This window comes from Streptomyces griseoviridis, from assembly GCF_005222485.1.
In the GTDB taxonomy this organism is placed as follows: Bacteria; Actinomycetota; Actinomycetes; order Streptomycetales; family Streptomycetaceae; genus Streptomyces; species Streptomyces hintoniae.
The window spans coordinates 7,814,032-7,836,012 of the sequence record NZ_CP029078.1 but is presented as its reverse complement, the minus strand read 5'-3'; the positions used below and the strand labels follow the sequence as shown (position 1 = coordinate 7,836,012).

At 72.8% G+C, this 21,981-nt stretch carries 22 protein-coding genes and 1 tRNA gene; 7 read left to right on the top strand and 16 right to left on the bottom strand.

The annotated features are described in order from the left end of the window. Positions 1 to 104: 104 nt before the first annotated feature. Positions 105 to 746: a helix-turn-helix domain-containing protein gene (locus DDJ31_RS33960; RefSeq protein WP_127176585.1), complete on the top strand. Its 642-nt coding sequence runs from the start codon at positions 105 to 107 to the stop codon at positions 744 to 746. Positions 747 to 842: 96 nt separating this feature from the next. Here DDJ31_RS33960 and DDJ31_RS33955 read toward each other — a convergent pair whose 3' ends face one another. After that, complete coding sequence (locus DDJ31_RS33955) at positions 843 to 1,187, bottom strand: hypothetical protein (RefSeq protein ID WP_127176586.1); 345 nt, start codon at positions 1,185 to 1,187, stop codon at positions 843 to 845. Positions 1,188 to 1,472: 285 nt separating this feature from the next. On the opposite strand from DDJ31_RS33955, the gene DDJ31_RS33950 reads away from it, so the two are divergent. Beyond that, positions 1,473 to 1,943, top strand: coding sequence for a hypothetical protein (locus DDJ31_RS33950; RefSeq protein WP_127176587.1), 471 nt, complete (start codon positions 1,473 to 1,475; stop codon positions 1,941 to 1,943). Positions 1,944 to 1,997: 54 nt separating this feature from the next. Here DDJ31_RS33950 and DDJ31_RS33945 read toward each other — a convergent pair whose 3' ends face one another. The 3 genes from DDJ31_RS33945 to DDJ31_RS33935 all read right to left on the bottom strand — a co-directional run bounded on the left by DDJ31_RS33945 (position 1,998) and on the right by DDJ31_RS33935 (position 5,519). Then, positions 1,998 to 3,371 carry an IS4 family transposase gene (locus DDJ31_RS33945; protein ID WP_276319297.1) on the bottom strand — a complete coding sequence of 458 codons (1,374 nt, stop codon included), beginning with the start codon at positions 3,369 to 3,371 and terminating at the stop codon, positions 1,998 to 2,000. Between the two features lie 287 nt (positions 3,372 to 3,658). Continuing rightward, positions 3,659 to 3,732 (bottom strand) — tRNA-Pro (locus DDJ31_RS33940). Between the two features lie 233 nt (positions 3,733 to 3,965). Then, entirely contained in the window at positions 3,966 to 5,519 is a 1,554-nt protein-coding gene (locus DDJ31_RS33935; RefSeq protein ID WP_127176589.1) for an MFS transporter, read from the bottom strand. Positions 5,520 to 5,843: 324 nt separating this feature from the next. Between DDJ31_RS33935 and DDJ31_RS33930 the strand changes: the two genes are divergently transcribed. Next, the gene (locus DDJ31_RS33930; protein ID WP_127182475.1) at positions 5,844 to 6,422 is read left to right on the top strand and encodes a TetR/AcrR family transcriptional regulator; all 579 of its coding nucleotides are present in this window, start codon (positions 5,844 to 5,846) and stop codon (positions 6,420 to 6,422) included. Between the two features lie 157 nt (positions 6,423 to 6,579). Here DDJ31_RS33930 and DDJ31_RS33925 read toward each other — a convergent pair whose 3' ends face one another. From DDJ31_RS33925 to DDJ31_RS33885, 9 genes are all read right to left on the bottom strand, one after another. Further along, a complete protein-coding gene (locus tag DDJ31_RS33925; protein ID WP_127176590.1) occupies positions 6,580 to 7,908 on the bottom strand; it encodes an MFS transporter in 1,329 nt (442 codons plus the stop codon). A gap of 175 nt (positions 7,909 to 8,083) precedes the next feature. Further along, positions 8,084 to 9,034, bottom strand: coding sequence for a VOC family protein (locus DDJ31_RS33920; RefSeq protein ID WP_127176591.1), 951 nt, complete (start codon positions 9,032 to 9,034; stop codon positions 8,084 to 8,086). After that, positions 9,015 to 10,136, bottom strand: a complete 1,122-nt coding sequence (locus DDJ31_RS33915; protein ID WP_127176592.1) for a 4-oxalomesaconate tautomerase — start codon at positions 10,134 to 10,136, stop codon at positions 9,015 to 9,017. Before DDJ31_RS33915 ends, DDJ31_RS33920 begins: the two co-directional genes overlap by 20 nt. Next, positions 10,133 to 10,837, bottom strand: a complete 705-nt coding sequence (locus DDJ31_RS33910; RefSeq protein ID WP_127176593.1) for a 4-carboxy-4-hydroxy-2-oxoadipate aldolase/oxaloacetate decarboxylase — start codon at positions 10,835 to 10,837, stop codon at positions 10,133 to 10,135. Before DDJ31_RS33910 ends, DDJ31_RS33915 begins: the two co-directional genes overlap by 4 nt. Continuing rightward, positions 10,834 to 11,586 carry a PIG-L deacetylase family protein gene (locus DDJ31_RS33905; RefSeq protein WP_127176594.1) on the bottom strand — a complete coding sequence of 251 codons (753 nt, stop codon included), beginning with the start codon at positions 11,584 to 11,586 and terminating at the stop codon, positions 10,834 to 10,836. The genes DDJ31_RS33910 and DDJ31_RS33905 overlap by 4 nt, the downstream gene beginning before the upstream one ends. A gap of 45 nt (positions 11,587 to 11,631) precedes the next feature. Beyond that, positions 11,632 to 12,282 (bottom strand): GntR family transcriptional regulator, encoded by a 651-nt coding sequence (locus DDJ31_RS33900; RefSeq protein ID WP_127176595.1) that lies wholly within the window; start codon positions 12,280 to 12,282, stop codon positions 11,632 to 11,634. A 168-nt stretch (positions 12,283 to 12,450) separates the two neighbouring features. Then, on the bottom strand, positions 12,451 to 13,527 hold the full coding sequence (locus DDJ31_RS33895; protein WP_127176596.1) for a maleylacetate reductase: 1,077 nt from the start codon (positions 13,525 to 13,527) through the stop codon (positions 12,451 to 12,453). Then, positions 13,524 to 14,390: a dioxygenase gene (locus DDJ31_RS33890; protein WP_127176597.1), complete on the bottom strand. Its 867-nt coding sequence runs from the start codon at positions 14,388 to 14,390 to the stop codon at positions 13,524 to 13,526. The genes DDJ31_RS33895 and DDJ31_RS33890 overlap by 4 nt, the downstream gene beginning before the upstream one ends. 78 nt (positions 14,391 to 14,468) lie before the next feature. Continuing rightward, positions 14,469 to 14,981, bottom strand: a complete 513-nt coding sequence (locus DDJ31_RS33885) for a hypothetical protein (RefSeq protein ID WP_127176598.1) — start codon at positions 14,979 to 14,981, stop codon at positions 14,469 to 14,471. 629 nt (positions 14,982 to 15,610) lie between these two features. Here DDJ31_RS33885 and DDJ31_RS33880 point away from each other — a divergent pair. Continuing rightward, on the top strand, positions 15,611 to 15,955 hold the full coding sequence (locus DDJ31_RS33880) for a cupin domain-containing protein (protein WP_127176599.1): 345 nt from the start codon (positions 15,611 to 15,613) through the stop codon (positions 15,953 to 15,955). Here the strand turns inward: DDJ31_RS33880 and DDJ31_RS33875 are convergent. Continuing rightward, positions 15,945 to 16,958 (bottom strand): LacI family DNA-binding transcriptional regulator, encoded by a 1,014-nt coding sequence (locus DDJ31_RS33875; protein WP_127176600.1) that lies wholly within the window; start codon positions 16,956 to 16,958, stop codon positions 15,945 to 15,947. The genes DDJ31_RS33880 and DDJ31_RS33875 overlap by 11 nt on opposite strands. A gap of 121 nt (positions 16,959 to 17,079) precedes the next feature. Here DDJ31_RS33875 and DDJ31_RS33870 point away from each other — a divergent pair, with 121 nt between their 5' ends. After that, positions 17,080 to 18,240, top strand: a complete 1,161-nt coding sequence (locus DDJ31_RS33870; RefSeq protein WP_127176601.1) for a Gfo/Idh/MocA family protein — start codon at positions 17,080 to 17,082, stop codon at positions 18,238 to 18,240. Here the strand turns inward: DDJ31_RS33870 and DDJ31_RS33865 are convergent. Beyond that, positions 18,221 to 18,835: a poly-gamma-glutamate hydrolase family protein gene (locus DDJ31_RS33865; RefSeq protein ID WP_171480939.1), complete on the bottom strand. Its 615-nt coding sequence runs from the start codon at positions 18,833 to 18,835 to the stop codon at positions 18,221 to 18,223. The two genes, DDJ31_RS33870 and DDJ31_RS33865, sit on opposite strands and share 20 nt — an antisense overlap. 9 nt (positions 18,836 to 18,844) lie before the next feature. Further along, positions 18,845 to 19,876, bottom strand: coding sequence for a LacI family DNA-binding transcriptional regulator (locus tag DDJ31_RS33860; RefSeq protein ID WP_127176603.1), 1,032 nt, complete (start codon positions 19,874 to 19,876; stop codon positions 18,845 to 18,847). A 131-nt stretch (positions 19,877 to 20,007) separates the two neighbouring features. Between DDJ31_RS33860 and DDJ31_RS33855 the strand changes: the two genes are divergently transcribed. Together DDJ31_RS33855 and DDJ31_RS33850 are read left to right on the top strand one after the other, a co-directional pair. Beyond that, positions 20,008 to 21,174: a phytanoyl-CoA dioxygenase family protein gene (locus tag DDJ31_RS33855; protein WP_127176604.1), complete on the top strand. Its 1,167-nt coding sequence runs from the start codon at positions 20,008 to 20,010 to the stop codon at positions 21,172 to 21,174. 15 nt (positions 21,175 to 21,189) lie between these two features. Continuing rightward, entirely contained in the window at positions 21,190 to 21,966 is a 777-nt protein-coding gene (locus tag DDJ31_RS33850; protein ID WP_127176605.1) for an SDR family oxidoreductase, read from the top strand. The last annotated feature ends 15 nt before the right edge of the window (positions 21,967 to 21,981 follow it).

Genomic DNA, 21,981 nt, shown 5'->3' with positions numbered 1-21,981 from the left:
GTGCAATGGCCCCTCGCAGAGCGCCCGCGGCACGCTTGTGTCACTGAACCTGCCCCCTCCGGCCGGGTCCGGCGGAGTACCGACAGCGAAAGGATGTGAGGGCGATGCCCGCCGGAGACATCGGACGGAGGCTCGTCAGCCGTCGTGAGGAGTTGGGCCTGAGCGTCGAGGACGTGGCCGACCGCACGGACATCCCGGCCGGATACCTGCGCTACGTCGAGTCGCAACCCACCGCGGCCCCCGGGCTCACCTTCCTCGAACGGGTCGCGGACGCGCTCGACACGTCGGTGTCCCGGCTGCGCGGAGGGGGCGTCGACCTGCCCGAAGGCACCGGAGTGGCGGCCGCCAGACCGACGTTGCTCAAGCTCACGCCCGAGCAGTGCCAGGCGCTCATGTCCACGCACGGCGTCGGCCGCGTCGCGGTCACCACGACACAGGGGCCCGCGATCCTGCCGGTCAACTACGCGGTCGTCGACGGCGGGATCGTCTTCCGAACGGGCCACGGGTCGGCGGCAGCGCTGAGCGACGGCGTCGAGGCGGCGTTCGAGGTCGACCAGGTCGACGAGGCCCGCAGCGAAGGGTGGAGCGTCCTCGCCGTCGGACCGGCCCGCCGGGTCACCGACGTCGGCGCCGTCGAGGAGTACGAGCGCCAGGCGCACACCAAGCCCTGGGCGGGCGGTGACCGCGATCTGTGGGTACGCATCGACCCGGTGCGGCTCACGGGCCGCCGTATCGAGGCGAGTTGAGCCGCCCGGACGCTACAGAGGTGCATTCACTCGGGAACCGTTCAGCTGAGGCCACCCGACCCGTCACTCCCGAAAGGGGCGGCCTGATCGCGCTCGTCACCAGATCAGGACGGCGAGCAGGGTGTGCACGACGGCCGCGACGGTGCCGCCGACGACCTGGCGCAGGTCGCGTCGCCCGAGCCCGATCGCCGCGTCCGTCACCTGGGAGAGGGCTGCGCCCAGCAGGCACAGGCCCGGTACGGCTCCCGTGGCGAGAAACGGGACGACGGCGGCGAGCACGCAGAGCGGGACGGCTTTGGCCGCGTACATCCGCGCGTAGAAGTGAACGCCGGCTCCGTCCGCGTCCTCCGTGACGAGGGCCGAGGGACGGAGCGCGGCGACTATCGCGAAGCAGAGGCCACCCGCGGCGAGAACCGCGTTCAAGACGAGGAGAATGGTCACGGTCCAAGTCTGCGGCGCCCGTCAAGGACCCTTCGTCGTCTCACCGTCCGATCCGGCCGGACGGGGGTGACGGCGGCCGGGGGCCGGGGGCGCCAATGCAGTTGCGTTAACGACCATGCCGCTGAGGTCGAGAAATGAGAAGTCACCTCAACTGGCCCGCCCACTGTGCTGGCGGCCGTTACGGCGATGATGGAGCGGATAGTGCCGGGCAAGCCGTAGTCGAGCGGGCGGCACCTGCTGCTCCGGCGCAGTCTCAAGGAGATTCTCGATCGTGCAGGGGAGAACATGAATCGAAGACTCGGCGGCCTTGTGGGGGCACTAACTCTGGTCGCTGTTTCGACCACGACAGGGTGCTTCGCCCGATACTCACCCTGCCCAGGGGAGGGCCAGCGGCCGGACGAGCTGGCCAGTCAGGATCTGGTCGGCACCTATCAAGATGCAGCAGACCGTTCTGTGACCCTCAAGGGTGATGGAACGTTCACGACTACGGGGTGGCCGACGGACCCTGAGGGTACAGAGGGCCCACCAGAGGAGAGAGAGGGCAACGGGACGTGGGAGCTGACCAGCACTGACAGCGTCGATTACCCCATCTCGCTGACGTTCCACACAATCAGCGGCTACTGGAACAGTTCGGAGGAGGGGGGCTATTACGGCACGGGGCTGTATGTCGACGGAAGTCGGCGAGTCCCTCGCCTCTATGAGTACCGGGGCGACCCAGACGTCTGCGACCTCAACAGGTTCAAGCGCAGCAACTGAGCTGAGCTGAGGCGCCTACGGACGTCAGGCAAGCAGAAGGCAGCGGTGCAGCGCTTACGTTCCCTTGATGGCTGGTTTTCCGGCCCGGCGGGTGCTCCTCGGCTTCGAGGTCTGGTTGTGCGCCCAGCGGCCGGGTTGCACGGTGCCGCGTCTAGCGCGAGTCCTCAGCACGGGCCAGCGGTTCGGCTTCTTGATCGCGCGTGGGCAGTCCCGGCTGCGCCGAGCCGGGAGGAGGCGTGCACGTGCCTCCCGCCCGGCCTCGGCGAAGGAGCGGGCGAGCTTGGTGGCGGTAGCTCCGAGCTGGGAAGGAACGCTGCGGCGGACGATGCGGACGCACTTCAGGTAGGAGATACGGTCGGTGTCCACAGCCGGTCGTCCAAGGGCGGCTGTGTGGGCGAACTGGCGGATCGCGTGGTGGACCGCGAGGTAGGCCCACAGTTCCTGCCGGACGCCCTCCGGTGTCCGCGACCTGATCGGGCCGCCCGGCCCGAGGTGGTTCTTGATCTCGTCGAAGGCGAGCTCGATCTCCCAGCGTTCCCGGTAGAGCGCGACCAGCTCGGCGGCCGGGTACTGCTCGGAATCCAGCAGGGTCGTGCCCAGGTAGGTGACCTTGTCGCCCTTGGCGAAGGTAATGACTCGGTAGATCACGTGCTTGGGCAGCGTTCGGCCCTCTCGCGCGGCTCGGAGCCGGACATCCTTTCCCGGTCGCGCCATCGACAGGTACGAGCCGTCCGGAAGTTCTTCCTGGATGGTTCCAAGGTGGTTGGACTGGAGCCTGACCAGCAGATCCGCGCCCACCACGGTGAAGGCGTGAGTAAACTCGACCGACCAGAAGCCGCGGTCGGCGATGACCAGGTCGCCGGGGCCGGTGGAGCCGGCCATCGGGTAGGCGAGGCTGCGCTCGCCGTCACGGTAGCCGCCGAGGCGGGCATCCAGGACTCCGTGCGTTCCGATCTCCGCAAGGACCACCGCCCTGACCTGGGGGAATCCGAAGGGGACGCCGCCGGTGGTGGAGGGGCCGTCAAAGGTGTCGCCGTTACTCGTCGAATCCGGGAGATCAAACTGGGTGCCGTCCAGGGCGAGGAGCCGCAGCCCCCGCCACCACGCACCGGGCGTGCCCGGGGTCGCAAGCGGGCCAGCCACCTGGAGGAACAAGGTCTCCAGGACGTCCTCGCCGAGACGGGTGCGAGCCCGGCACAACGACGACCGGTTCACCCGCACAAGGGCCCGGCTGCCCGGGATACCGCTGGTCAGCACCCGCAGCACCTCCTCGTACGAATCCCGGGCGAACAGGCACAGGGCCAGGACGAAGTACACGACCAGCCGAGCCGGCAGAAGACGGCGGCGCTGCTCGGCCCGGTCGTGCGCGGCTATCGCTGCGTCCACCAGCTCGGCGGTGAACACCTTCGTCAGGATCCCGATCCGCACCCGTTGCCCCACACCCCAACCCGTCACACGCGGCGCAACGATCTCTGTAGCTCAAAAGCAACTGCATTGGCCGGGGGCGCCCCCGGCCGGGATGCTGACGGCGCGCTGCTCCGGTCGTCAGCTGGCCCGGAATGGCACCGGCTCGCTGTCTTCGGGAGTCGAGTGTCGGGGGGGGAGTTGGATTGCTCCGGACGGGCGGGAGGCAGGTCCGCGGCCGGTCCCCAGAATGGGGTGAGGGGCGGCCCCGGATTGCTCCGGAACCGCCCCTCACCTGCGACTGTCTCCAGTCGGGACGACAGGATTTGAACCTGCGACCCCTTGACCCCCAGTCAAGTGCGCTACCAAGCTGCGCCACGTCCCGCCGCGTCCACGCGGTGCGTCCGCGTGATCGTGCTGGTCGACCTTATCGCATCCGGAGCCCCCTCCCGCGCGGCCGGTGACGGAGGGGCGGCGGGCGGCGACACGTGGGCCGCGCCGGCAGACCGTCAGCCCCGGGCTGGTCCGGCAGAACGTCAGACCAGGCTGGTCCCAGCAGGCCGTCAGACCTGAGCTGGTCCCGGAAAACCGTCAGACCCGGCTGGTCCCAGCAGGCCGTCAGACCCGGCTGGTCCCCCCGGCCGGCCCCGTGGCCTCCCGCGTCACCGTCGGCCCGGCCACGTCCACCGCCTCCGTCGCCACCGCTCCCGTCGCCACCGTCGCCGTCGCCACCGTCTCCACCGCGCCCGGTCCGCTCGCCGAACCCGCGGCCAGCGGCGCCCCCGTCACCCGTCCCCCGTGTCCCCCGCGTCCCGTCGGTACCAGGAGGGCCGCCAGGGCCGCTGCCAGGCAGAGTGCCGTCAGGAGGGCGAAGCCGTGGGTGTAGCCCGACTCGTGCGGGAGGCCCGACGGCTGGAGCCTGCCGGTGACCAGGACGCTCGTGAGCGCCGCGCCGATGGAGCCGCCGATGGTGCGGATGTTGGCGTTCATGCCGGTGGCCGCGCCCGTCTGGGAGGGCGGGACGCTGCCGACGATCAGGTTGGCCATCGACGCGAAGGCCAGTCCGATGCCGAGGCCGAAGACGCCGGCGACCAGGCCGATCTGCCAGCGTTCGGCGTGCCAGAGGGTCAGCATGCCGCAGGCGACCGCGCCCAGGGCGGCGCCCGTGGTGAGCAGGGTCTTCGCGCCGAGCACCGGCGACAGACGGGCGCTGAGCAGGCCGGAGACGAACATCGCGATCAGCATCGGGAGCATCAGCAGGCCCGAGGCCGTGACGCTCGCGCCGAAGCCGTATCCGGCCGAGGCGGGGGTCTGGACGAAGCCGGGCAGGAACGACCAGATCGCGTACATGCCCGCGCCGAAGAGGAGCGCGGCCGTGTTCGTCGTCCAGACGGCGGGCAGCCGCATCACCCGAAGGTCGATCAGCGGGGTCGCCGAGCGGGCCTCGGACAGCAGCCACAGCGCGAACAGGACGACGGCGGCGCCGAGCAGGCCGATCACCCGGCCGGAGCCCCAGCCCCAGACGCCGGCCTGGCTGAGCGGCAGCAGCAGCGCGACCAGCCAACCCAACAGCAGTCCGGCGCCGAGCCAACTGACCTTGCCCTGGGCCCGGTTGGGTGACTCGGGTATGTAGCGGACGGCGATCAGGGTGGCCGCGATGACGACCGCGACCGGTATCCAGAACAGCCAGCGGTAGTCGAGGGCGGTCACGATGGGACCGGCGGCGACCATGCCGACGCCGCCGCCCGCCGCGATGACCGCGGAGAGGTTGCCGATGCTGCCGGTGACCTCGGAGGCGTCGAACTCGTCCCGGATGATGCCGAACGACAGCGGGAACAGCGCGCCGCCGATGCCCTGCACGACCCGGGCGACGATCAGCACGCCGATGGTCGGCGCGAGCGCGGCGAGCAGGCAGCCCGCCGCGACCGTCAGCAGGACCGCGACGAGGGTGCGCTTCTTGCCGATCAGGTCGCCGACCCGGCCGAGTATCGGCGTGAAGACGGAGGCCGACAGCAGATAGGCGGTCATCACCCAGGTCGCGGTCGACTGCGAGGTGTGCAGGGCGTGTTGGACGGTCGGCAGGGCCGGCGCGATCAGCGACTGGAGCATGGAGAACACACCGGCACCGGTCGCGAGGACCGCGAAGGTGAGACGGGTGGATGTGCGGGGCATGGGGAGCCTCTCCGGAGCGGGCGCGGCCGTGGCCCCGGACGGCGGTCGCGCGGGTCCGGCGGGACGGTGCGGGATCGCCGGGTACGCGGACGGTCGTCGTGGGCAGTCGCGGGACGGTGTGGGTGGCCGGGGTTGCGGGTGGTGCGCGCGGCACCCGCCGCGGGCGGGCGCGAGGTGGTACGGGGGGGGCGGTGGCGCGTCGGCGTCATGTGCGGGCGCACGGGACCACGGCGAACGCGCCCCTCACTGGTAAAGTGGAGGTACCCCTCCACTGTAGCGGAGGCATACCTCCGCTTCAACCGTGAGCCGACCCGGGAGGCCGCCATGACCCCCACGCCGTACCCCGTGACCGAGATCGTGGCCGCGCAGCGCCCACACCGTAAGGACGCCGCCCGCAACTACGACGCCCTGCTGGTCGCGGCCCGCGCGGCGTTCGCGGAGAACGGCGCGGAGGCGTCCCTCGAGGACATCGCCCGCCGGGCGGGCGTCGGCATCGGCACCCTGTACCGGAACTTCCCGACCCGCCGCCATCTCTTCGAGAGCGTGTACGCGGCCGAGGTCGACGAACTGGTGCGGGTCGCCGAGGAGGTCGCCCCGCTGGAGCCGTGGGAGGCGCTCACCACCTGGCTGCGCCGGTTCACCGAGTACATGGTGACCAAGCGGGCGGTGCGCGAGGCGCTCGACGACGACTCGGCGACCTTCCTGGCCTGCCGCGAGTCGATGTACGCGGCGGGCGGCCCGCTGTTCGAGAGAGCCCAGGCGGCGGGCGCGGCCCGCACCGACATGGACTTCAGCGATCTGCTGCGGCTGCTGGCCGGAGTCACGGGAACGACCTTCAACGACGACGCCCAGCGCGACCGGGTGCTCGCCATCGCCCTCGACGGGGTACGGGCCGCCCGCTGACGTCCCGCGGCCGGCGCCCCGGACGCCGGTACGGCGAACGCCAGGTGCCCGACGCCGCACCACGGCATCGGGCACCGGACGGACCGCGCGGGCGGGCTACGTGAGCGCCTGCTGCCGATCGGAGGCGGACGAGGGTCGTCGGGGGGGTGCGTACCGGTCAGTGCGCGGCGGCCAGTTCGGCGCCCCCCTCGTCGGCCGTGCCGCGGCGGGAGGTGCGCAGGGCGGCGGCGCCGATGAAGACCATGGAGGAGACTCCGGCGAGGGCGAAGGCGGTGAAGCCGAGGTCGCCGTGGCCGGAGGCGAGCAGCTGGCCGCCGAGCCAGGGGCCGAAGACGGCGCCGAAGCGGCCCATGCCCGAGGTCCAGCCGACGGCGGTGGCGCGGTTGCCCGGCGTGGAGCGCAGCGAGACGGTCGCGTAGATCATCGTCTGGGCGCTGTTGAGGAAGACGCCGGTGAGGAAGACGACGGCCATGGTGACGCCCATCGGCAGGTGGACGCTGAGCAGGTAGACGCCGACGGCGGTGAGGGCGAACCAGAGCGCCGAGATGCGCGGGGCGCCGAAGCGGTCGGCGGCGCGGCCCGCGACCAGCATGCCGACGACACCGCCGAGGTTGAAGACGACGACGAAGCTGAGGGCGGAGCCGAGCGCGTAGCCTTCGCCGCGCATCAGGGTGGGCAGCCAGGTGGCGACGCCGTAGACGAGGAGCAGCCCGCCGAAGGAGGCGAGCCAGTACAGCAGGGTCTGGCTCCACTCGCCGGCCCTGAACAGGTTCAGCAGCGCGTTCCAGCGGTCGGCGGGGCGCTGCTTCGGGTCCTGGACGGCGGGCGGTTCGGTGTCGTAGCGGGCGGCGAGGGCGTGGGCCTCCTCGGTGCGGCCCTTGGCGACGAGGAAGCTCAGCGACTCGGGCAGGAACCTGGCGAGCACCGGGGCGAAGAGCAGCGGCAGCACGCAGACCCAGAACGCGGCCCGCCAACCGACCGGTTCCACCAGCCACTTGGCGACGTAGGCGGAGAGGATGCCGCCGGTGTGGTGGGCGGTCATCAGGGTGCCGATGACGAGGGCGCCGCGGCCGCGCGGGGCGTAGTCGCAGACCATGCTGATCGCGGTGGGCAGCAGTCCGCCGAGGCCGATGCCCGCGAGGGTGCGGCCGAGTCCGAAGACGGCGAGGGTGCCGGAGACGGCGCAGAGCGCGGAGGCGAGCGAGAACAGCGTGACGCAGCCGACCATCAGCTTCTTGCGGCCGATCCGGTCGGCGACGGTGCCCGCGGCGAGCGCGCCGACCAGCATGCCGAAGGTGGCGTAGCTGCCGAGGTCGCCCGCCCGGTCGGCGGTGAGCCCGAAGGTCTTCGTCTCCAGCAGGTGCGGCAGGACGGAGCCGTAGATGAACATGTCGAGGCCGTCGAAGAGGACGGCGAGCCAGCACAGGCCGAGCACCAGGAGGGCCAGTCTGCCGCCCCGGGAGGCCGTCGGGGGTGAGGAGGACATCGTTGTTTTCCTCTCGTCCAGGGTGGCGCCCTCTGGAGGGGCTTCGACGCGGCGGGGCTCTGCGGCTCGCGCGGTCGACCCGGTGTGCGGATGACGGTAGGGAGCCGCCCCAGGAGTGTCAACGCTTTTGTCAACAATCTCATCCGAGGTCGGGGCGGCTCCCCAGCGAGGTCCGTCAGACGATCGGCGGGGTCCCGTGCGTGTGGAAGGATTCGATGGTCTTGAGCCCCCACGCCTGCCCCTTGGCGCGCTCCGCCTCGGTCCAGGTGATCAGCGGCCAGTCGGGGGCGAGCACCAGCCGGGTGAGCGGGTTGCACAGCTCGATGCGGTTGCCGCCCGGCTCGTAGACGTAGAGGAAGAACGTCTGCTGGATGGCGTGCTTGTGCGGGCCCGTCTCGATGAACACGCCGGTGTCGATGGCCAGATCGGCGGCGCGCAGGATGTCCTCGCGGGTGTCGGTGGCGAAGGCGATGTGGTGCAGCCGCCCGCTCGATCCGGTCCAGTCCGACGTGTAGACGACGTCGTAGGACTTGTCCGTGAAGGTCAGCCAACGGGCCGCGATCCGCCCGGAGTCGAGCCGGATCTGCTCGGTGGGCCGGGCGCCGAGGACCTGTTCCTGGAACTCCGCGTTGGCGAGCACGTCGGCGGCGAGGAAGTTGACGTGGTCGAGGCGGCGCACCCCGACGCCCCGATCGGGCTTGGCCTGCGGCTGGTTCTTCAGCGCGGGCCGCAACTCCGTTGGCGCGACGTAGTGTTCGCTCTCCCAGTACAGGGCGTGCTCGTGTCCGTCCGGGTCGGTGGTGACGTACAGCCGGCCGAGTCCCGGTTCGTCCTCGACCCAGGTCCCGGTGGCGCCCGTCGCCTCCACGGCCGCCACCCGCCGGTGCAGCGCCTCCTCGCTCGACGTGCGCAACGCCGTTCTGCCGAGGCCCGGTCGGTCCCGGGCGGTGAGGACCAGGCTGTGGTGCTCGTAGTCGTCGAAGGTGCGCAGGAAGACGCTGTCGCCCTGCTGCCCGTTGACGGTCAGACCGAGGAAGTCGGTGCAGAAGGCGACGCTGGCGTCCAGCTCGGGGGTGAACAGCTGGGCGTGGCCGACGTGCGCGATGTCACCGAGGGGCGGGGCCATCGTTGCCTCCCAGGGGGTGTGCGGGCGGGGTGGTGGCGGGCCGGGGGAAGACCGTGCCGTCGAAGATCTTGCGCGCGGTGCGGACGACGGCCGTGCGGCGGGCCGCGGGCGGCGCGGTGCCGGAACCGGGATCGACGTCCGTGTCGATGTCGAGAAACCCGGTGGGGTGTTCGACCCGGACGCGGTCGCCGGTCTCCGGCAGCCGGGCGATGCCCTCCCCCACCCCGCCCGGCAGCCGCAGCCCCGCCGCGACGCTCGCGGCGCCCAGGACGCCGATGGAGGTGTGGCAGCGCACCGGGATGAAGGTGCGGGTGGTGACGGCGCCGCCGGCGCGCGGCGGTGCGAGCAGGCTGAGCTTGGGCACGGTGGCGGAGGTGACGTCGCCGAGGCCCATCAGCGGGCCGGCCGCGAGCCGGATCTCCCGCAGCCGGTCGGCGAGCGCCGGGTCCGACTCCAGTTCTCCGGGCCGCTCGTAGCCGGTGACCCCGAGCGCGGCGGCCGGGATCAGCACCGTCGGCATGCCGTTGTCGACGAGGGTGACGGTGACGCCCGCGACGGTGTCGCGGACGTGGCCGGTGGGCAGCAGCGGGGTGGCGCCCGCCGGGAACTCGATGACCACGGCGGCGGCCGTCCCCGGCACCCCGGAGATCTCGGCGGCGCCGGTGTAGTCGACGCGCCCGCCGGGCGTGGGGAAGGTGGCGACGGCCGACTCCCCCGTGTTGAGCATCCGGATCCGCACCGACGTCTCGCTGCCGCCGGCGGCCACCAGCCCGCGTTCGACGGCGAACGGCCCCACGCCGGCGAGGATGTTGCCGCAGTTCTGCCGGTCGGTGACCTCGGGCCGGTCCACCGCCACCTGGAGGAACAGGTAGTCGACGTCGGCCCCGGGGTCGTCGGAGGCGGAGACGACGGCGACCTTGCTGGTGAGCGGGTGCGCCCCGCCGATCCCGTCGATCTGGCGCGGGTCGGGGCTGCCCATGATCCGCAGCAGCAGGTCGTCCCGGACGGCGGGGTCGGCGGGCAGGTCGTCGGCCAGGAAGTAGGCGCCTTTGGAGGTGCCGCCGCGCAGCAGGGCGCAGCGCACCTCGGCGGGACCGGTCACGACCGCTCCCCTTCCCACGCCTCGTAGGTCCGGTAGGAGACCCCGAGCCGCTCAAGCGTCTCACGCAACCCGTAGCGGTCGAGGCCGAGTTGGCCGCCGAGGAACGCCTCGCGGGTGGCCGCCTCCTTGGCCTCGCGGGCCGCGGAGCGCTCGGCCGTCTCGCGGGCCTTCTCGCGGGGGACGACGACCACGCCGTCGTCGTCGGCGATGATCACGTCTCCGGGGCGGACGACCTGGCCGTCCAGGGCGATCGGTACGTTGACCGAGCCGCCGGTGGCCTTGACGGTGCCCTGCGAGGAGACGGCCCGCGCCCAGGCCGCGAAGCCCATCTCGCGTAGCTCCTGGGTGTCCCTGATCCCGGCGCCGGTGACGACGGCGCGCACCCCGCGCTGCTTGAGGGCGGTGGCGAACAGCTCGCCGAACATGCCGTCGGTGGACGGCGAGGTGGTGGTGACCACCAGGATGTCGCCCTCGCCGCACTGTTCGACGGCCGCGTGGATCATGAGGTTGTCGCCCGGCCAGCTGAGCACGGTGACGGCGGTGCCCGCGACCCGCACGCCCTGCTGGACCGGGCGGATGTCGGGCCCCAGCAGTCCGGTGCGGCCCATCGCCTCGCTGACGGTGGCCACGCCGAACCCGGCGAGCGCCTCGACGTCCTTCGGGTCGGCCTTCGGCGGGTGGGTGACGATGACGCCGCTCATGCCAGCTCCTTCGTGATCTGCGGGAACGGCCGCATGAAAGCCTCGGCCAGGGTGGTGTGCGCGAGACCGAGGTTCGGTCCGGCGTTGCGCCTGAGCTGGACGCCGCGGCGCACGGCGAGATCGGTGTAGTAGGACCACAGGTGCTGCTGGGCGCCGAGGCACTCCATCGCGGCGCGCTTGGTCTCCCACACCTCGGTGATGTCGAGCAGCACCTCGGGCCTGAAGCCGCTCATCTCCGGCTGGTGGGGCTCGAAGTAGAAGACCGGCGGGGCGCCGATGATGTCGCCCTCCCCCGGATACCCGATGGCCTGGGCGAGGACGCGGGCTTCGAGGGCCATCCGGTTGGCGGCCGGGTGGTCGCAGTTGTACGGGTCGTCGACCGGGTGGGTGAGGACGACGTCCGGCTGGGTGGCGCGGTAGACGGCGACCAGCCGGTCGGTCAGCTCGGCGGTGGCGACGAGCGGGTAGTCACCGGCGTCGAAGAAGCGGACCTCGGCGCCGAGGACGGCGGCGGCGCGCTCGGCCTCGTCCTGTCTCATCGCCTTGATCTCGTGCAGCTCGCGGCCTTCGCGCCACGCCTTGGCGGACTCCCCGCGCTCACCGAAGGTCAGACACGCGATGGTGACCTTCTCGCCGCGGGCGGCGGCCAGCGCGATGGCGCCGCCGGCCCGCCAGACGAAGTCCCCGGCGTGGGCGGTGACGACGAGGGTGGATCGGGGTGGCGCGGCGGGCGCCTTGCCAAGCGTCATGCTCACTTCTCCTTGTGGCAGAGGGTGCGCCCGCCTCGCACGTGATCAGTCGCGCAGCGCCTCGATCACGCTGGTGAGGTGGGCGCGGACGGCCGTCTCGGCCGCCTGCGGGTCCCGGGCGCTGATCGTGTCGATCATCGCCAGGTGCTCGTTCAGGGAGTGCTGCGGACGCCCCGGCCGCAGCGCCAACTGGAAGCGGTGGCGCACCAGTTGGGCATTGAGCCGCTCCAGCAGGTCGACGGCGGTGCGCTGGCCCGAGAAGTCCCGGACCCTGGCGTGCAGTCGCTGGTTCAGCTCGGAGTACGTCATCGGCTCGCCGTCGGCGACCGCCTTGGTCATCGCGGTGCCCAACTCGGTGAGTTCGGCGATCTGTTCGTCGGTGACCAGGGTGGCGGCCTTGGCCGCGCAGAGTCCTTCGAGGGCCATCCGGCACTCGGTGATGGCGACCGCTTCCTCCACGGTCACCACCCGCACCCGCGAGCCGCGGTTGCGGATCCGCTCGACCAGGCCCTGGGCCTCCAGGTCGATGAGTGCCGCCCGGATGCTGGCCCGGGTCACACCGAGCTGCTCGGCGAGTTCGTTCTCCACCAGCCGCTGCGCCGGTGCCATCTCGCCGTGCAGGATCGCCTGCCGCAGCTGCCCGAGCGCGTGCTGTTTGGCCTGTTCGCCGGTGCTCGGACGGGCTTCTTTCGGCATGTGTGCCCTCCCTGAGTGAGTGCCTGTCGAACCTAAATCTAGCCAGACAACATTGTCAACAATTTTGTCCGCCATATCCCGGGCACTCGGGGACGGCCGTCCGGTGCGCTGTGGAGACCGTCACGCCACGGACGAGACCCTCACGCCACGGACGAGACCGTCGCGCCGTCAGGAACCCGAGGGCGGGTCGCCCGCGTGGGCCGCGCGCAGCAGGGCCAGCACCCCGGGCACGGTGACCTCACGGGGGTTGGGGTACGTCTGGGCCGCCACCTGCTCCGCCGCCGCCGTCAAGTCGCCTTCCTTCAGGCCGAGTTCGGCCAGCGAGGTGGGGGCGCCGAGGCGGGCCGCGAGGTCGTGCAGGGCGCGCGGGGCGTCGCCGGTGCCCAGGGCGCGGGCCAGGACGGCGAGGGCCTCGGGGGCGGCCGGCGCGTTGTGGGCGAGGACGTGGGGCAGCACCACCGTGTGGGTCTCGGCGTGCGGGAGGCCGAAGCCGCCGCCCAGGACATGGCAGAGCTTGTGGTGCAGGCCCATGGCCGTGGCGCCCAGGCAGGACCCGCAGAGCCAGGCCGCGTACAGCGCCCGCCCGCGCGCCCGCGGCGAGCCGGGGTCGGCCGCCACCTCGGGCAGGGCGCCCGCCATGGCCCGCACGCCGTCCTCGGCCATCAGCGCGATCAGCGGCGAGCGGTCGGGGGCGTACAGGGCCTCGGCCGCGTGCGCGATGGCGTTGATGCCGCTGGTGACCGAGAGCGCCACGGGCAGGGAGTGGGTCAGCTGGGGGTCGTAGAGGATCGCGCGGGGCTGCACCACGGCGTCCTGGCCCGTGCGTTTGGCGCCGTTCTCGGTCAACCCCCAGACGGCGGTCGCCTCCGAGCCCGCGTAGGTGGAGGGCACGGCGATCAGCGGCAGCCCGGTGCGCAGCGCGAGCGCCTTGCCGAGGCCGATCGCGGAGCCGCCGCCGACCGCCACGCAGCCGTCGGCGCCCGCCGCCCGCGCCACCGCGACGACCCGGTCGGCCGCCTCCACGGGGACGTGCGGCAGCGCCCCGTCGTGCAGGCCCGCGCAGGCGGGGCCGAGCGCGTCGGCGACCGCCCGCGCGGTGTCCGCGCCGCGCGCCCCGCACACCACCAGCAGCCGGCGCAGCCCGAGCCGCGCGGTCTCCGTCGCCACGGCGCCGGTCGCGGCGCCCAGCCGGAAGACGACCCGGACCGGACGGGTCTCATGGGTGAAGTCGAGGTGGTCGCTCACGTGCGCTCCAGTACCAGGTCGAAGCGGGTCAGGCGGAAGGCGCCGGTCAGGCCGAACGTCCGGGCGAGAGCGGGGTCCTCGGTCCTGACGAACTCCCGGACCAGGCTGGGCCTGACGGCGAAGACGGCGTCCGAGTCGAGGTAGTCGCCGCCCGCCACGAAGAGGTGCGTGGTGAGCGGGACATGGCCCTTCGCCGTGACGACGAAATGGATGTGGGCGGGCCGGTAGGGGTGGCGTCCGGCGGCCCTGAGCAGGACGCCGACCGGACCGTCCGTCGGGATCGGGTAGGCGCTCGGCACGCAGCTGCGGAACCGGACGCGGCCCTCGGCGTCGGCGGTGAACAGGCCGCGCCCGTTGCCTGGCGGCTGCGCGTCGGGACGCTGGACGTCGTAGAAGCCGTTGCCGTCGGCCTGCCACACGTCGACCGTCGCGCCCGGCAGCGGGGTGCCGTCGGCGGAGCGCACCCGCAAGTCGACCACGCACGGTTCGCCGCCGCCGGCCAGGTCGATGGTGGCGTCGGGCGCGCGGACCGGCGACTCGGTGACGTGGAAGGGGCCGAGGACCGTCGACGCGGTGGCGGCCGGGTCGTCGGGGCTGTTGACCTCCTCGACCAGCATGGACACCCCGAGCACGTCGGAGAGCATCACGAACTCCTGGCGGGTGCCCGTGCAGGCCTGTCCGGTCGCGGTGAGGAATCCGATCGCCCGCTCCCACTCCCTCTGGGTGAGGCCGGTCTCGCGGACATAGGCGTGCAGGTGCCGGACGAGACCGGTGAGCAGTTCCCGCAGCCGCGGGTCCGCGGTGGTGTCGAGGCTGCGCACCGCCTCGTCCGTGACCGTGCTGCCGGTGGCGTCGATGGTCATGCCGGAACTCCTCCCAGGGGGTGTTGCTCGCGGGGACCAGCATCCCGCCCGCGGGAGCCGGGCGGGGGCGGACGCGCCTTATTTGATGATCGCGTTGGCCACCACGACGACCACGCCGAGCAGCGCGTCGGCCGCGCCGATGCCGACGGCGACCGTCCAGGGCCGCCGCGACCAGCGGGCGGTGACCAGGCCGAGGGCGAACAGCAGCGCGATGTTCAGCGCGAACGCCGCGTACTCCACCCCGGCGGGCGGCCACCAGCCCCAGCCGGCGCCGGCCAGGATCAGCACCGTCGGCAGCACGGCGGTGATCAGCGGCCACTCGGCGGCGAGCGCGCGCAGTGTGTCGCCCCTGCGGTGCGGGGCGCGTTCGGCGATGTAGTGGGCGTACCCGTGGGCGAGGGCGGAGGCGAACGCGGTGACCAGCAGCCAGGCCGCGTCGTAGCGCCGGCTGCCGCGCGAGGCGTGCCCGTACTGGGTGAGGGCGGCGACCATGGAACAGGCCAGCACGGAGCCGTACACACCGCCGAACAGGACGGTCTCGCGGGTGTCGTTGCGACGCGGCTCGGTGACGGCCGCCGAGGAGTCCGCCATGTCCACCACCATCGCCCGCGGCAGGCCGGCGCGCGACTCGGCCGGGCGGGCGGACCGCCGGCGCGTCGGACGGCCGGACGCCGGGCGTCCCGCAGCGAGGACCGGACAGCCGGACGCCGGACGGACCTCCGAGCGAACCGGACAGCCGGATGCCCGTCGTCCCGCCGAGCGAACCGATCAACCGGACGCCGGACGGACCTCCGAGCGAACCGGACAGCCGAATGCCCGTCGTCCCGCCGAGCGAACCGGACAGCCGGACGCCGGACGGACCCCCGAGCGAACCGGACAGCCGAATGCCGGGCGGACCCCCGAGCGAACCGGACAGCCGAATGCCGGGCGGACCCCCGAGCGAACCGGACAGCCGGACGCCCGTCGTCCCGCCGAGCTGACCGATCAACCGGACGCCGGACGAACCTCCGAGCGAACCGGACAGCCGAATGCCGGGCGGACCCCCGAGCGAACCGGACAGCCGGACGCCGGACGGACCGCCGAGCAAACCGGACAGCCGGATGCCCGTCGTCCCGCCGGGGCGACGCAGTGTCCGGGGCGACGGAGTGTCCGCCCGTGCCCGGCTTGCCCGCACACTCTGTCCGTCCCCGGCCGGGGAAGGCGCTCGTTAGGGTCCCCCCATGACGCACAGTTTCGCTCTCCACGTTCCCGACGCCGTCCTCGAACCCGAGCCGCTCGACCCCGCGCAGATCGTCTCCGGGACGCCCGAGGTCACCGGCAAGGTGGTGTGGGAGTCGGACGACGGCCGGCAGATGCGCGGAATCTGGCAGATCACGCCCGGCGTGGTCACCGACACGGAGGCGGACGAGCTGTTCGTGGTGGTCAGCGGGTCGGCGACGATCGAGGTCGAGGGCGGCCGGACGCTCACCGTGGGCCCCGGCGACCTGGCCGTGCTGCGGGAGGGCGAGCGGACCACCTGGACGGTCCACGAGACGTTGCGGAAGGTGTACGCGATCAATCTGTGAGCGGCGCCGCGGTGGTCCCTCTGACCTGGAGCGACGGCACGGTCAGCTGGCGCTGCCCGGGTGCGCCCGGCCCGCCCGCGTGCTCGATCCGGTCGAGCAGGCAGCGGGCCGCGCGGCGGCCGATCTCGTGGCCCGCGCTGTCCACGGTGGTCAGCCAGACGTGCCGGAGCCGGGAGATGCTGGTGTTGTCGTAGCCGACGACGGACACGTCGTGCGGGACGCGCAGGCCGAGTTCCTCGACGGCGGAGACCGCGCCGATCGACGCGATGTCGTTGGCGGCGAACAGGGCGGTGGGCCGGTCGGGGCGGCTGAGCAGCCGGACGGTGGTGCGGTAGCCGCCCTCCTCGGTCATGTCGCTCGGCTCGACCGGGCACTGCCCCGCGATCCCGTGCGCCCGGGTCGTCTCCTCGAAGCCGCGCCCGCGCAGCGCGCCGACCGCGCCGTACCCCGCGATGTGCGCGATCCGCCGGTGCCCGAGCCCGACGAGGTGCTCGGTGGCGATCCTGGCGCCGCGCTCGTCGTCCCCCGCGACGACGTCGACGCCGTCGGGCACCGGGTCGTGGGCGCCGGCCACGACGACCGGGATGCGGGCGGCGACGGCGTCGAGGGCGGCCGGGTCGGGCAGCGTGCCGATGACCACCAGGCCGTCGGCGCGCTGGTCGAGGAAGGGGCCCGTGAGGTCCTGTCCGGTGCGGCGGTTGAGGCGGGCGTCGGCCAGCAGCATGTGCAGGCCGTTCTCGTGGAGCAGCGAGTTCAGGCCGTCGAGCAGGTCGACGAACCAGGGGTTGCGCAGGTCGTTGAGGAGGACGCCGACCGTGCGGGTGCGCTGTTCGCTGAGGCTGCGGGCGGCGGCGTTCGGCCGGTAGCCCAGCTCGCGCACGGCCCGCAGCACGGCGTCCCGCTTCTCGGGGCGCACCTGGTCGGAGCCGCGCAGCACGAGGGAGACGAGCGACTTGGAGACGCCGGCCGACTCGGCCACGTCACGGATCGTTGGCGCTCTCATGGATGGACCGTTCCATGGATGCGGTGGCCCTGTCAAACGGTCCGGAAAGGCTTGACAGCAGGGCGAGCGTGCGCCCAGGGTGGCCGGGACAGGTTATGGACCGGTCCAACGAAGGGCTGTCATGGTGGATTCGCTGGGTGTCGCCGTCATCGGGTTCGGCTGGATGGGCCGGGTGCACACCCAGGCCTACGCCAGGCTCCCACACCACTATCCGCTCCTCGGCCTCCGCCCCGAGCTGGTGGCGGTCGCCGACGAGGTGCCGGGACGTGCCGAGGAGGCCGCCGAGCGGTACGGGTTCGCGACGGCGACCCGGGAGTGGCGTGCGGTGCTGGACGACCCGGCGGTGGACGCGGTCAGCGTCACCGCCCCGAACTTCCTGCACCGCGAGATCGGGGTGGCCGTCGCCGAGGCGGGCAAGCACCTGTGGATCGAGAAGCCGGTGGGCCTCGACCTGGCGGACGCGCGGGCGGTGGCGGGCGCGGTCGCCCGCGCCGGAGTGCGCGGCGCGGTCGGCTTCAACTACCGCAACGCGCCTGCCGTCGAGCGGGCCCGCGAGCTGATCGCGGGCGGTGGGATCGGGACCGTCACCCATGTCAGGGTCCGGCTGTTCAGCGACTACGCGGCGCATCCCGAGGGGGCGCTGAGCTGGCGGTTCGAGCGGGAGCGCGGCGGCAGCGGGGTGCTGGGCGACCTCGCCTCGCACGGCGCCGACCTCGCCCGCCATCTGCTGGGGGACATCACGTCCGTCACCGCCGACACCGCGGTGTTCGTGCCCGAGCGGGCCCGCCCGACCGGCGCGACGGCCGGTCACAGCCGGGCCTCGGGCGGGGAGTTCGGCCCGGTCGAGAACGAGGACTACGTCAGCTGTCTGCTGCGCTTCGCCTCCGGTGCCCGCGGGGTGCTAGAGGCGTGCCGGGTCTCGGTCGGCGAGCAGAACAACTACGGCTTCGAGGTGCACGGCACCGAGGGCTCGGTGTCCTGGGACTTCCGCAGGATGAACGAGTTGGCGGTCAGTGTCGGCACCGACTACCAGGACCAGCCGGTCAGCACGGTGTATGTCGGCCCGGCCGACGGCGAGTTCGGGGCGTTCCAGCCGGGCGCGGCGAACGCCATGGGCTACGACGACCTCAAGGTGATCGAGGCGTACCGGTTCCTGCGCTCGATCGCCGAGAAGAGGTCCGTCGGCGCCTCGCTCCGGGACGCGGTGCGCAGCGCGGCCGTGGTGGACGCGATGATCCGCTCGGCGGCCGCCGGCGCGTGGGTCACCGTCGAGGAGGGGTGAGGGCGCGTCCGGTGAGCAGCCGCACGCCCGTCACCAGGGCGTCGGCGACGGCGGCCGGCGGGGTGTCGGGGGTGTCCTGGTCGTGGGGGGTCACGGTGCGGGCGGCGAGCGGGAGTTCGACCTGGACCCCGCCGTCGCGGGCCAGGTTCACCGGGTTGCGGGGGTGCAGTCCGCGCAGCGCCCTCGGGATCGCGTCGAGGTCGGTGACCGGGTCGAACTCCGGTCGCAGCACGCCGAGTCCGGTGGCGAGCCGGTGTGCGGCCTGGCGGTTGGCGCCGCCGAGGAAGAGGGAGCGGGGCGCGGTCCGGCGCAGATGGCCGTGGAGCGAGACGGTGATCTCGACGCGGGCCAGGAACTCCCGCAGCGCCGCGCAGTGCGCCACCGCCATCTCGGGGGACGGGACATGGACCGGACTGGTACCTGGCTGGGTGAAGACCAGGCAGGTCGCGCCGGTCGACTCCGCGACGATCCGGGCCAGTTCGGCGGTGCCGCCCTCGTTGCTCGCGTGCAGGGCGAGCACGCCCACCGGGCCGCCGGGTGTCAGCTCGGCGCGCATCGGGACGCCCGCGATCTGAAGGTGCTCGGTCCTCGGCATCGCGGCTCCTCAACCCGTCGTCTGCGGGGGCATGTTGTAGGGGGTGACGACCTGGATCGCGGACGGCAGGGTGGGTCCTGCGGGCGGCAGCGCGCCGTGCGCGCGCATCACGACCTGGCAGGCCTCCCGCATGTCCTGGCGCAGGTCGTGGTGGAGCACGGCGGAGAGCCGGTGCTCGCGCAGCAGGCGGGTGTTGTCGTGGTCGAGGTCGTGGGCGACGAACACCGCGCAGGCGCGGCCGAGGTCGGCGAAGGCGCGCAGGGTGGCGATGTTGCCGCCGCCCATGGAGTAGACGGCCCGGATCTCGGGGTCGCGTTCCAGGGCCGCCCTGACCAGGTCGTACTGGGTGGCGTCCAGGCCCTGGCCGCCGGCGATCTCGACCAGGGCGCGGTGCGGGTGGCGGGCCCGCATGGCGGCGCGGAAGCCCATCTCGCGCTCCTCCTCGTTGCGGAAGAAGCCGCTGCTGAGGCTGGTGAGGACGTTGCCAGGGCGGTCGCCGAGCCACTGGCCCATGAGGTAGGCGGCGGTCGCGCCCGCGGCCCGGTTGTCGCTGCCGACGTAGGCGAGGCGGGCGGTGGCGGGCAGGTCGGTCACCAGGGTGACGACGGGGATGCCCGCGTCGGCGAGGCGGCCGACCGCGTCGGTGATCTCGGGGACGTCGGGCGCCTTGAGGATGACGCCCTGGGAGCCGCGCCGCGCCGTCCGGTCCAGGGTGCGGGTCAGCTCGGCGACCGGACCGGTCTCCCTGAAGTGGAAGCGGGAGCGGACCACGGCCGGGTGCAGGGCGGGCAGCTCGGCCTCCAGGGCGGCCCGGACGGCGGTGGAGAACCGTTCCGGTGTCTGCATGACTATGTCGATCATGAAGGCGCGGCCGACCAGGCGGACCTGGGCGCGCTGCCGGTCCAGATCGGCGATGGCCTGCCTGACCTCACGCTCGGTGCTCTCGCGGACCCCTCCCCTGGCGTTCAGGACCCGGTCCACGGTGGCCTCGCTCAGCCCCGCCTGGCGGGCGATCTCCCGGATCGGGAAGGGGTGGCCCATGGGTCGGCTCCTTGAGGGGTTTTTGATGGCCCGCTGCCAGTTGTTCGAGGGCTTTGTCATGACAACAATGACAGCGCGGCCCGGTTCTGTCACCGACGGCCGTGCGACCCCACTCCCCCGAAGGGACGACGATGTCCTTCACGTCCGTACCGCACCGCGCCCGCCTGTCCGAGCGGGACTGCGACCTCGCCGCCTTCCGCGAGCTGGTCGAGCGGGACACCGATCTCGCGGACTACCCGTACGCGTCCTCGGTCGAGCGGGGCGTCCTGGTCTACGACAGCGCCGGGCTGCGCGCGGCCGGCGACCAGGACGCCGTCAGGGCCGAGCTGGTCCGCGCCTTCGCCGAGGGCCCCGGGATCGTGGTCCTCGAAGGCGCCTTCCCCGACCCGGAGGTCGTCGACCGGCTCGGCGACGTCTTCGCCGCGCTGATCGCCGAGCAGCGGGCCTCGGGCACGGGCGCGGGCGACCACTTCGCGAAGCCCGGCGCCAACGACCGGGTGTGGAACGCGCTGGAGAAGGCGGCGCTGCACGACCCTCAGGCGTTCGCCGACTACTACGCCAACGACCTGCTGGCACTGGTCTCCTCGGCCTGGCTCGGCCCCGGCTACCAGGTCACCTCGCAGGTCAACGTCGTCAACCCGGGCGGCGCCGCGCAGAGTCCGCACCGCGACTACCACCTCGGGTTCCTCTCCGCCGAGGCCGCCGCCGCGTACCCGGCCCATGTGCACCGGCTCTCCCCTGTGCTCACCCTCCAGGGGGCGGTGGCGCACTGCGACATGCCGGTCGAGTCCGGCCCGACGATGTACCTTCCGCACTCGCAGAAGTTCGCGCCCGGCTATCTGGCGTGGCGACTGCCCGCGTTCCAGGCGTACTTCGAGGAGCGGTACGTCCAACTCCCGCTCGCCAAGGGCGACGCGGCGTTCTTCAACCCCGCGGTGTTCCACGCGGCGGGCACCAACCGCTCGGCGGACGTCCGGCGCACGGCCAACCTGCTCCAGGTGTCGTCGGCGTTCGGCCGGGCCATGGAGACGGTGGACCGCGAGGCGGTGGTGAACGCCGTCTACCCGGTGCTGCGGGCCCGGCTCGCCGAGGGCGCAGGCCAGGGGTGGGCGGAGAACGTGATCGCCGCGAGCGCGGAGGGGTACCCGTTCCCCACCAACCTCGACAGCGACCCGCCGGTCGACGGCCTCGCGCCGCCGTCCCAGGCGGACATCGTGCGGCGCGCGCTGCGCGAGTCGTGGACCCCCGAGACGCTGCGGCGCGGCCTGCGGGCCGCCGCCGAGCGCCGCGAAAGCTGAAAGGACCAGCACGACATGGGACTTCTCGACGACAAGGTCGTCCTCGTCAACGGCGGCAGCCAGGGCGTGGGGGCCGCCATCGCGCGGGCCGCGGTCCGGGAGGGCGCGGTGGTCGCGGTGTCGGGCCGCCGTCCGGCGCCGGGCGAGGAGCTGGTGACCGAGCTGACCCGGGAGGGCGGCAAGGCGATGTTCGTGCGCGCCGACCTCGCGGACGCGGGGCAGGCGGGCACCGTGGTGGGTGATGTGATCGCCGCGTACGGGCGGGTGGACTGCCTGGTCAACTCGGCGGGTCTCACCACCAGGGGCACTCTGCTCGACACCACGCCCGACCTGTTCGACCAGCACATCGCGATCAATCTGCGGGCGCCGTTCTTCGCGATGCAGGCCGCGGTCGCGGACATGGTCGCGCGCAAGGCGCCCGGCACGGTCGTCAACATCATCACGTCCTCGGCGCACGGCGGGCAGTCCTTCCTCGCGCCGTACGTCGCCGCGAAGGCCGGTCTGATCGGCCTGACCCGCAACGCGGCGCACGCCCACCGCTTCGACCGGGTCCGCGTCAACGGCCTGAACATCGGCTGGACGGCGACCGAGGGCGAGGACGCGACGCAGAAGGCGTTCCACGGCGCGGGCGACGACTGGCGCGAGGAGGCGGCGGCCCGGCTGCCGATGGGCAAGCTCGGGCAGCCCGACGAGATCGCCGACTTCGTGGTGTTCCTGCTGTCCGACCGCTCGGGCGTGGTCACCGGATCGGTGATCGACTGGGACCAGAACGTCCTCGGCGGCCTCGACTGACTCTTCCTCCCCCGC

Excerpts from the sequence above, each read along its gene's own strand:
- DDJ31_RS33960 (WP_127176585.1), top strand. The coding sequence starts at position 105 with ATGCCCGCCGGAGACATCGGACGGAGGCTCGTCAGCCGTCGTGAGGAG.
- DDJ31_RS33950 (WP_127176587.1), top strand. The coding sequence starts at position 1,473 with ATGAATCGAAGACTCGGCGGCCTTGTGGGGGCACTAACTCTGGTCGCT.
- DDJ31_RS33935 (WP_127176589.1), bottom strand. The coding sequence starts at position 5,519 with ATGCCCCGCACATCCACCCGTCTCACCTTCGCGGTCCTCGCGACCGGT.
- DDJ31_RS33930 (WP_127182475.1), top strand. The coding sequence starts at position 5,844 with ATGACCCCCACGCCGTACCCCGTGACCGAGATCGTGGCCGCGCAGCGC.
- DDJ31_RS33925 (WP_127176590.1), bottom strand. The coding sequence starts at position 7,908 with ATGTCCTCCTCACCCCCGACGGCCTCCCGGGGCGGCAGACTGGCCCTC.
- DDJ31_RS33920 (WP_127176591.1), bottom strand. The coding sequence starts at position 9,034 with ATGGCCCCGCCCCTCGGTGACATCGCGCACGTCGGCCACGCCCAGCTG.
- DDJ31_RS33910 (WP_127176593.1), bottom strand. The coding sequence starts at position 10,837 with ATGAGCGGCGTCATCGTCACCCACCCGCCGAAGGCCGACCCGAAGGAC.
- DDJ31_RS33905 (WP_127176594.1), bottom strand. The coding sequence starts at position 11,586 with ATGACGCTTGGCAAGGCGCCCGCCGCGCCACCCCGATCCACCCTCGTC.
- DDJ31_RS33900 (WP_127176595.1), bottom strand. The coding sequence starts at position 12,282 with ATGCCGAAAGAAGCCCGTCCGAGCACCGGCGAACAGGCCAAACAGCAC.
- DDJ31_RS33890 (WP_127176597.1), bottom strand. The coding sequence starts at position 14,390 with ATGACCATCGACGCCACCGGCAGCACGGTCACGGACGAGGCGGTGCGC.
- DDJ31_RS33885 (WP_127176598.1), bottom strand. The coding sequence starts at position 14,981 with ATGGCGGACTCCTCGGCGGCCGTCACCGAGCCGCGTCGCAACGACACC.
- DDJ31_RS33880 (WP_127176599.1), top strand. The coding sequence starts at position 15,611 with ATGACGCACAGTTTCGCTCTCCACGTTCCCGACGCCGTCCTCGAACCC.
- DDJ31_RS33875 (WP_127176600.1), bottom strand. The coding sequence starts at position 16,958 with ATGAGAGCGCCAACGATCCGTGACGTGGCCGAGTCGGCCGGCGTCTCC.
- DDJ31_RS33870 (WP_127176601.1), top strand. The coding sequence starts at position 17,080 with ATGGTGGATTCGCTGGGTGTCGCCGTCATCGGGTTCGGCTGGATGGGC.
- DDJ31_RS33865 (WP_171480939.1), bottom strand. The coding sequence starts at position 18,835 with ATGCCGAGGACCGAGCACCTTCAGATCGCGGGCGTCCCGATGCGCGCC.
- DDJ31_RS33860 (WP_127176603.1), bottom strand. The coding sequence starts at position 19,876 with ATGGGCCACCCCTTCCCGATCCGGGAGATCGCCCGCCAGGCGGGGCTG.
- DDJ31_RS33855 (WP_127176604.1), top strand. The coding sequence starts at position 20,008 with ATGTCCTTCACGTCCGTACCGCACCGCGCCCGCCTGTCCGAGCGGGAC.
- DDJ31_RS33850 (WP_127176605.1), top strand. The coding sequence starts at position 21,190 with ATGGGACTTCTCGACGACAAGGTCGTCCTCGTCAACGGCGGCAGCCAG.